The organism is Mesorhizobium sp. M7A.F.Ca.US.002.01.1.1, from assembly GCF_004022955.1.
In the GTDB taxonomy this organism is placed as follows: domain Bacteria; phylum Pseudomonadota; class Alphaproteobacteria; order Rhizobiales; family Rhizobiaceae; genus Mesorhizobium; species Mesorhizobium ciceri.
Map to the genome: position 1 here is coordinate 1 of NZ_RZQE01000244.1, position 8,608 is coordinate 8,608.

General features: G+C 63.6%; 10 protein-coding genes. 2 read left to right on the forward strand and 8 right to left on the reverse strand.

Going from position 1 to position 8,608, the window contains the following annotated elements; genetic code table 11:
- Together EN932_RS21730 and EN932_RS21735 are read left to right on the forward strand one after the other, a co-directional pair.
- Positions 1-373, forward strand: a 373-nt coding sequence (locus EN932_RS21730) for an SDR family oxidoreductase (RefSeq protein ID WP_128369063.1), incomplete at its 5' end; no start/stop codon positions are given.
- Between the two features lie 301 nt (positions 374-674).
- Positions 675-1,376 (forward strand): hypothetical protein, encoded by a 702-nt coding sequence (locus tag EN932_RS21735; protein WP_127369099.1) that lies wholly within the window; start codon positions 675-677, stop codon positions 1,374-1,376.
- A 146-nt stretch (positions 1,377-1,522) separates the two neighbouring features.
- On the opposite strand, the gene EN932_RS21740 is transcribed toward EN932_RS21735, so the two are convergent.
- The 8 genes from EN932_RS21740 to EN932_RS21780 all read right to left on the reverse strand — a co-directional run bounded on the left by EN932_RS21740 (position 1,523) and on the right by EN932_RS21780 (position 8,486).
- Positions 1,523-3,031: an aldehyde dehydrogenase family protein gene (locus tag EN932_RS21740; protein ID WP_127369101.1), complete on the reverse strand. Its 1,509-nt coding sequence runs from the start codon at positions 3,029-3,031 to the stop codon at positions 1,523-1,525.
- Positions 3,032-3,191: 160 nt separating this feature from the next.
- Entirely contained in the window at positions 3,192-3,536 is a 345-nt protein-coding gene (locus tag EN932_RS21745) for a cupin domain-containing protein (protein ID WP_127369098.1), read from the reverse strand.
- A 23-nt stretch (positions 3,537-3,559) separates the two neighbouring features.
- Positions 3,560-3,901, reverse strand: a complete 342-nt coding sequence (locus tag EN932_RS21750; protein WP_127369097.1) for a cupin domain-containing protein — start codon at positions 3,899-3,901, stop codon at positions 3,560-3,562.
- Between the two features lie 17 nt (positions 3,902-3,918).
- Positions 3,919-4,269 (reverse strand): cupin domain-containing protein, encoded by a 351-nt coding sequence (locus tag EN932_RS21755; RefSeq protein ID WP_127369096.1) that lies wholly within the window; start codon positions 4,267-4,269, stop codon positions 3,919-3,921.
- Between the two features lie 229 nt (positions 4,270-4,498).
- Positions 4,499-5,773: a glycosyltransferase gene (locus EN932_RS21765; RefSeq protein WP_127369095.1), complete on the reverse strand. Its 1,275-nt coding sequence runs from the start codon at positions 5,771-5,773 to the stop codon at positions 4,499-4,501.
- Positions 5,774-5,786: 13 nt separating this feature from the next.
- Positions 5,787-6,860: an ABC transporter ATP-binding protein gene (locus EN932_RS21770; RefSeq protein ID WP_024504743.1), complete on the reverse strand. Its 1,074-nt coding sequence runs from the start codon at positions 6,858-6,860 to the stop codon at positions 5,787-5,789.
- A complete protein-coding gene (locus EN932_RS21775) occupies positions 6,857-7,651 on the reverse strand; it encodes an ABC transporter permease (RefSeq protein WP_063169496.1) in 795 nt (264 codons plus the stop codon). Before EN932_RS21775 ends, EN932_RS21770 begins: the two co-directional genes overlap by 4 nt.
- Positions 7,644-8,486, reverse strand: coding sequence for an ABC transporter permease (locus EN932_RS21780; protein WP_027163033.1), 843 nt, complete (start codon positions 8,484-8,486; stop codon positions 7,644-7,646). Before EN932_RS21780 ends, EN932_RS21775 begins: the two co-directional genes overlap by 8 nt.
- Between the last annotated feature and the right edge of the window lie 122 nt (positions 8,487-8,608).

An 8,608-nucleotide genomic window follows, 5' to 3' on the forward strand; every position in this document is an offset into this window, starting at 1 on the left:
GCGGAGCGGCGGGGTCAACCTCAACACCGCCTCCAATTCGGGCGTGTTCTACGACCGCGAGATGATCGCCTACGCAACTTCCAAACATGCGGTGGTGGCGATGACACGGCAGATGTCGCTCGACTATGCCCGTCACAATGTCCGCATCAACGCGCTCTGTCCGGGCTGGGTCGACACGCCGTTCAACGAACCGTTCATCGCCCAGATGGGCGGACGCGGGGCGATCGAAACCTATGTCCGCACCAAGATCCCGATGGGCCGCTGGGCCAGCGCCGATGAGATCGCCGAAGCGATCCTGTTCCTTGTCTCCGACCGTTCATCCTTCATGACCGGCCAGGCGCTGGTAATCGACGGCGGTGAAAGTATCGGCTGAGCCTTTTGCTTTCGCTATCAACTCCCCTGTTTTCAAAGCTTGTCCGATATACCACGCAAAGACTTTCACCCATGCCGCTGCTTGCCGGCAGGACTATAGTCCTGCCGGCATGGGACTTCAGTGCCATGGCCGTCCAAGAGTGCGAATTTGTGTTTGATATCAGTAGGTTAAGTTTCTGGCCGGGTGCCAGATCGCGTATTGAGACAGCATTTGTCTAAAGTTTACTCTGCACTATTAGGAATTCCTCATAGGACGGTCGCTTAGCGGTCGGGCCAGGGCGACGATTCCCGAGGAGATTACCATGACAAACCGGAAAACTCTGCTGGCGGCGCTTGCCGCATTGGCGCTCCTGGCATCTCCGGCGCTCGCCGGCAATGGGCACGGCGGTGGCAATGCCGGAGGCAACGGGCACGGCAACGGCGGTAGCAATGGCAACGGCGGCAATGGCAAGAGCGGCGCTTCGCACGGCAAGTCGTCGTCGGCCCCCGGCCAGGTGGCCAAAGCGGACGACACCACGGTCGACAAGACCACCAAGGTCTCGTCCGTGCCCAAAGGCAAGAACATCCACGCCAAGCTTGGCCGGGTGAGCTCGCTGAAGCGCAACATCAATGCCTATATGAACTCGAAGAGCAAGAAATTCGCCGCCCTTCAGGCATTCGTGACGCAGTCCGCCAAAGCCAAGGTCGCTCAGGCCGCCGCCGACGCAGCACAGGCTAAGCTGGATGCGCTGACGTCCCTGACACCCGATCAGATTGCCGCGATGTCGCCCGAAGATCAGGCGGCCCTGCCTGGGAAGATAGCTGCTCTGCAGGCCGAGGTCGCTGCCGACAACGCTGCTGCTGCTGCGGCCGCGGTCGGCACCGATGATGCATCGCTCGACGCGGCATTGGCGGATATGGCCAACAAGCCCGTCGACGCTGCGGTCACGTCCTGGGCTCAAGACGTCCTTGCCGGCAAGATCGACCAGACGGCTGCCGCGATGCAGACGGAAACGACGCCGTAACGAACCGCCGCCGAAACGGTAGTGGTCAGTCAAAGGCAATGCCGCCGGGTTTCACTCGGCGGCATTGCCTTTCCCGCTCATGGTCGGGCTGGCTATCCAGGGATAGCCACCGAGCTGGCGTCCAGGGATAGCCAGGCTCGAAACACTCAGACATGCTTGCGGCCGCCGGTCTCGCGAAACCAGCTGTCGGGGTAGGGGTACCACCAGTCCTGGATCGCGGGCTTGTGGTCGATGATCACCATCTTGGAGCGGCGGAAAGCGTCGAGGCCCTGGCGTCCGAGTTCGCGGCCGAGGCCCGAGGCCTTCCAGCCGCCGAACGGCAGGGCGTCATTGTCGATCAGCGGGTTGTTGACCCAGACCATGCCGGCTTCGAGCCGTTCCGCCGCCTCGTGGGCTTCGGCCAGATCCGATGTGAACACCGAAGCGCCGAGCCCGAACGGGCTGTCATTGGCAAGCCGGATCGCCTCGTCGAAATCCCTGACCCGGCAGATGGCGGCGACGGGTCCAAAACACTCTTCGCGCACGATCGCCATATCAGGGGTGACGCCGGTCAGGATGGTCGGTTCGTAGAACCAGCCGGTGTTGTGCGCCGGCGGGATGCGCCCGCCGGTCACCGCCTCGGCGCCATGAGCGATCGCATCGTCGACAAGGCGCATGACTTTGGTCCGCGCGCTTTCGCTGACCAGCGGGCCGATCTCGGTCTTGTCCATGCCGTTGCCGATGCGCAGCGCCCGCGTCCTTTCGGCGAACAGCGCGACGAAGCGGTCATGCACGGAATCGACGACGAAGAAGCGCTCGGCCGAAGTGCAGACCTGGCCGGTGAGGTGGAAGGCGGCGGTGACGCTGCCGGCCGCCGCGATCTCGAGCGGGGCATGCTCGCTGATGATCAGCGGGTCGCTGCCGCCGGCCTCGATGACGCAAGGCTTCATGCGTTCGGCGCAGGCCACCGCCACCGCCTTGCCTGCGGCGACCGAGCCGGTGAAGGCAACGGCATGGGTGCGGTCGGAGGCGATCAGCGCCTGCGCTGTGGCCGCTCCGCCGGGCAGGCAGGAGACCAGCCCCTCTGGCAGCGAGCGGAACACGGTCATGTAGTCCAGCGTCGACAGCGTCGTCGCCTCGGCCGGCTTGATGATGCAGGCATTGCCGGCGGCGAGCGATGCGGCGACCGTCCAGCACATCAGCAGGATCGGGAAATTGTAGGGCATGATGTGTACGGAGACGCCGTAAGGTTCGTAGCGCGCATACTGGAACGAACCGGCCTGCGTCGTGCCGGCGATCTTGCCGGCATCGTCGCGCGCCATCTCGGCATAGTAGCGGAAGATCGGCGCGCAATTGGCGATCTCGCCGATCGCTTCGGGGTAGGGTTTGCCCATCTCGCGCACCATCAGCTCGGCGCAACGCGTGAAGTCCGCCGCCTCGATGGCGTTGGCGACGGCATGCAGATGCTTGGCCCGGCTCTTGGCGTCGAGCTTCTTCCAGGCGGCCTGCGCCTTCGTCGCGGCCGTGAGTGCGGTATCGATCTCGCCGTCTGTCGCAGCAGAGATAGCGCCGACGGTTTCCAGCGTCGCCGGATCGATCACCGGTTTTGCCGCGCCGGCCATCGACCGGTAGTCCGGATTGACGAAGAAGGTTGGCCGGTCAGGAGAGAAATCCATTTTGTCCTTCTCCATTTATGGAGCCTTTTTGAGAATTCGTCCTGCCGAGGCAGATGGCGTGGCTTTCGAGAACCGGAGCGCAGCGGACATTTAGTCCGTGAGCACCGGAAGCGCAGAAAGCCGCGTCAGGTGTCCGGCAGGGCAGAATTATCGAGAAGGTTCAGCGGATCATGTAGACCTTCTTGATAGTCTCATGGACGGTGCAGACGCCCTTCCAGTCCTGCGGGAAGAACGCTGCCGTATCCGGCTCGATCTCGATGACCTCGCCGGATTCATGCACATAGGTGCAGCGCCCTTCGAGGAAATGGCAGAACTCGTCGCGGGTGACATGGCAGTGCCATTTGCCCGGAGTGCAGACCCAAAGCCCGCATTCGGAGCGGCCTTCCGGCCCCTTGTACAGCAGCTTGCCCGAGGTATGGGATTGGCTCTCGATCATGGTCGGGATGACGCCCCAGTCGACGAGGTCGGTAATGGTAAGCGGGGATTTCATGATGGGGGTTGTCATATCGATTCCTTGGAAATGAGTGCTCAGCGGCACATGAAAGCCTTGATCAGCGTTTGCGTGATGATGGAGATGCCGGTCCAGCCGGCGGGGAAGAATACCAGCGTGCCGGCCTCGACCGCGATCTCCTCGCCGTCGTCATGGACATAGCTGCCGCGTCCCGACAGGAAGTGGCAGAATTCGTCGGCGCCAAAGGTGACCTTGCGCGTGCCCGGCGTGCACGCCCACAGGCCGCATTCGCTCGATCCGTCCGGGTTCTGCGCCAGGATCTTGCCCGAAGCGCGCGGCGAACCGGCGAGCGTGTTGCTGCCCGCGCCCCAGTCTTCCAATTCCACGGCCGAAGCCTTCGGCCAGTGCGGTGTCGACATGTCATCAAGCTCCGTGGTCACGCCAGCATGTAGACGTTGCGCATCGTCTCATGCACGGTGCATTCGCCTCTCCAGCCGGCAGGGAACATGACCACGGTGCCGGTGGAGACTTCTATCACCTCACCGACATCCGACCGGTAGGTCGCGCGGCCGGCGACGAAATGGCACAATTCGTCGCGCGGGATACTGAGGCGCCAGCGGCCTGGCGTGCAGACCCAGATGCCGGATTCCGGCTGGTTGTTCGGGCCTTTGTGCACGAGCCTGCCGGTCGAGTGCGATGCTCCTTCCAATGCGTCGGGTTGGGCGCCCCAGTCGACGAGGTCGGTTCGGGTGGAGGCCTGGTGGAGGTGTGGGGCGGAGGAGGTCATGAGCGTGCTCCATCATTTGGGCGCTCAATCCCGCCCCGTTTTCGCTCTACGAGGCCCCCCTCTGTCCTGCCGGACATCTCCCCCTCAAGGGGGGAGATTGGCAACTTTGGCTTCTGTGTCTCTTCTTCAGCGTTGAAAATTGGCGAAAGCCGCCGCGAAATCCAATCTCCCCCCTTGAGGGGGAGATGGCCGGCAGGCCAGAGGGGGGCGCCTGGGCTCCGCATCTCAATCACAGCAGCGTCTCCAGCAACCCGGCCGCTTTCTCCGGCCCATTCTGCGCGTGCATCTGCGCCGATGTCTTCGCCAGCTTGGCTTTCATCACCGGGTCGGTCAGGCAGGTCTCGATCCTGGCAACCAGCTCGGCATCGGTCCAGTCGTAGCGCGGCATGCCGAAGCCGTGGCCGGTTTCCTCGACGCGGGTGGCGTTGTCGTGGCCGTCCCAGACATAGGGCATGATGATGGCCGGTTTGCCGAAATAGAGGCACTCGGTGAACGAGTTGTTGCCGCCATGGTGGATGACGGCATCGACCTGCGGGATCACCGAGGGCTGCGGAAACCAGCTGTCGACAATGACGTTGCCGGGCACGTCCGTGTACTGGTCCTTGTAGCCGCCGACATTGACCAGAGCCCTGTAGCGCGTCTTGCCCAATGTCGCGATGATGCGCTTCAGCAGCTCGACATCGCCGGCGCCGAGGCTGCCGAAGGAGACGTAGAGCAGCGGCCCGTCATTGTTTTTGGCGAAGGTCGGCACCGTGTACGGCTTTTCGTGCCGCACGCAGCCTTCGAGATACTGGAACCTTGCCGGGTCGAGCGGATGGCGGCGCTTGAATTTTGCCGCTTCGGGGTAGAGCAGCAGGTTCAAATAGGGCGAGGCTTCGAAGAACTGGCCGATCGGATAGGGCGCCTCGCCGTTGGCGGTGAGAAAGCCGTTGAAGTCGTCATGGATCGGCTTGATCACCGCATTGAAGTGGTCGCGGTAGCGCTGGTGGCCGGCATGGTCGTTCTCGCCGCAGCCGGAGAGATGGGGCGGGATGTCCTCGTCCTCGATCTCGTTTTCCGAGCAGGAGATGACGCGCACCCACGGCTTGCCGTACTGCTTGATGGCCGGGAACAGGATGACGTTGTCGACGCAGATCACATCCGGCTTGATGGCTGAGAGAACGCGCGGCAGATCTTTCTGCGCCCATTTGGCGCTGTCGACGATCGCCGTCCAGCAATCCTTGACGTAGTTGTCGACCTGGTCGTAGGGCGATTTGCGGAAGTTCGGGATATGGCCGTTGATGAAATCCTCCCAGAATTTCGCCATCTGCTCGGGCGGCATCGGCTCCGACAGGTTCACCGGATGCGCCTCGAAGCCGTAGCCCTTGTAGACATCGACGAAGCCGGGGTCGGACAGGAACACCGCCTTGTGGCCGCGCGCTTCGACTGCCTGGGCGATACCGACGGAATTGAGCGCCGGGCCGTAGGCGGCTTCTGGAAAAAACGCGATCGTCTTCTGCGCCATCAGGCTTCTCCTGTCATTCTGCGAAAATTCTGACATCGGCGGCATCCCAGCCGAGTTCGACCTGGTCGCCCGACGAGACCGGCCGGCGGTCGGCGGCATCTGCGGTGACGCGCACCAGGAACGGCTTTGGCGACAGGGGCGTGCGGACATGCAGCTGCAGGTCCAGCCCCTGATAGGCCAGCGCCTCGACCGTGCCGGTGATGCGGTTGGCGGTTTCCGCCGATGGGAATAGCCGGATGCGCTCAGGGCGCACCGAAGCGACAGCGGATGCGCCGGGCGAGAGCGTTGCCGGAACCTTGCCTGATATGCGTGCGCCATTCGTGGCTACAACGCCATCGACGGCGGCTTGGCCCGGCACGAAATTCATCACGCCGATGAAGTCGGCGACGAAGCGATCGGCGGGGTGTTCGTAGATCGCGTGCGGCGTGTCGCATTGCAGCAATCTGCCGTCTTTCAGCACCGCCATGCGGTCGGCCATGACGAGCGATTCCTCCTGGTCATGGGTGACGATGACGAAGGTGATGCCGACCTCGTGCTGCAGGCGCTTCAATTCCAGCTGCATGGCGCCGCGCAGCTTCTTGTCGAGCGCGCCGAGCGGCTCGTCGAGCAGCAGCAGGCGAGGCCGCTTGACCAGCGCGCGGGCAAGCGCGACGCGCTGCTTCTGGCCGCCCGACAATTGCTCCGGCTTGCGGTCGGCGAAGGGGACGAGCTCGGTCGTCGCCAGGATGGCATCGACGCGGGAGCGGATTTCAGCTGTTGGCAAACGTTCCATCTCCAGGCCGTAGGAGACATTGGCGCGAACGCTCATATGCGGAAACAGCGCATAGGATTGGAACATCAGATTGACCGGCCGCTTGTTGGGCGGGGTTTTGGCGATGTCACGTCCGTCGAGCAGGATGCGCCCGTCATTGGGCGTCTCGAAACCGGCCAGCATGCGCAAGAGCGTGGTCTTGCCGCAGCCGGACGGGCCGAGCAAAGCGAAGAACTCGTTCTCGCGGATGTCGAGCGAGATGCCGTCGACGGCCATCACCCTGCCGAAATTCTTCGACACATGATCGATGGCCAGCAGAGTGCGGGGTTCGCTCATTGGCCGATGATCCCACGGTTGAGCCGCTGCGACAGGGTCAGCGCGGTGATCGAGACCGCCATGACGATGGTCGCCAGCGCGTTGATCTCCGGCGTGATGCCGAAGCGGATCATGGCGTAGATCTGCATCGGCAGCGTCGTCGAGGCGCGGCCGGCGCCAGCGGTGAAGAAGGCGATGATGAACTCGTCGACCGAGAGCGTGAAGGCGAGCAGCGCCCCTGCAATCACCGCCGGCGCGATGACCGGCAATGTCACCCGCCGGAAGGTGGTGAGCGCGGAGGCGCCGAGATCGGCGGAGGCCTCGACGATCGACCAGTCGAAACTCTTCAGCCGCGCGCGCACCACCGAGCAGACGAAGGCGAGGTTGAAGACGACATGGGCGAGGATGATGGTGTGCAGGCCCATGGTTAGATTGAGCATGGAGAAGAACGAGAGCAGCGCGATCGCCAGCACGATGTCGGGAATGATCATCGGTGCGAAAATCAGCGCTTCGAGGGCCTTGCCGTATTGCCGGCGCATCTCGATGCCGATCGCCAGCAGCGTGCCGAGCAGAGTGGCGATCGCGGTCGAGACCAGCGCCACGATCAGCGTGTTGAGGGCCGCGGACAGGATCGCCGAATTCGAGGCCAGCGAGACATACCATTTCAGGGAGAATCCCGACCATGCCGTCGGCAACCCGCCTTCGTTGAAGGACAGCGCCACCAGCACGGCGATCGGGATGTAGAGGAAAGCGAAGACCAGGCTGAGCACGAGCCAGAGCGTGCGCCGCGTGGCAGGGGAGCGCTCAGCCATCGGTGTCTCCGCCGGCTTGCGTGACGTGACCCGAGGCGCGATTGGCGGCCAGCGCTTGCGCCATCAGTACCAGAAGCATGATGGCAATCAGCGCCATCGCCAGTGCCGCCCCGAAAGGCCAGTCGTTGGCGGTCAGGAACTGGTCGTAGACGAGGTTGCCGATCATCTGGAAGCGGCCGCCGCCGAGCAGCGCGGGCGTGACGAAATTACCGATCGACAGCACGAAGACGAAGACCGCGCCGGCGGCGATGCCCGGTACGGTCAGCGGCAGGATGACACGACGGAACGTGGTGGCTGCCGAAGCGCCGAGATCACGCGAGGCCTCGGCGAGTTCCGGGTTGAGTCGCGACAGCGGCGCGTAGCAGGCGAGAATGACGAAGGGCAGGTAGTTATAGACCAGGCCGGCGATGACGGCGCCTTCGGTGTAGAGCATCGACGGCGGCTCGCCGGTGTAGCCGAACCAGCGCAGCAGCTGGGTAATCAGGCCTTCGCGGTTGAGCAGCACGATCCAGGCATAGGTGCGGATCAGATAGTTGGACCAGAACGGCAGCACGGCGAAGAACAGGAACACTGGCTGCCACCGGCGCGGTGCCGCCGATATCGCGTAGGCGGCAGCATAGCCGATCACCACCGCGATCAGGGTCGCGGTGCCGGCGATGCGCGCCGAATTGAGGAAGATGCCGGCATAGAGCGGGTCGAAGACCAGGCCGAAATTCTCCAGCGTGAAGGTGTATTCGATGCCGCCATAGATGCCACGCCGGAAGAAGGCGAGCGCCAGTACCAGCGCGCACGGCACCACCATCAAGGCCGCGAGCCAGGCCAGCGCCGGGGCCATCAGCAAGGAGGAACGAAGTCTGGTTGAGGACACGATTGGGTACCGCATTCAGCGGCCGACGGCGGAAACCCGCCGTCGGCCGTGGTCTCTGATGTGCCGCCGCTTACTGCGCAGCCTTGATC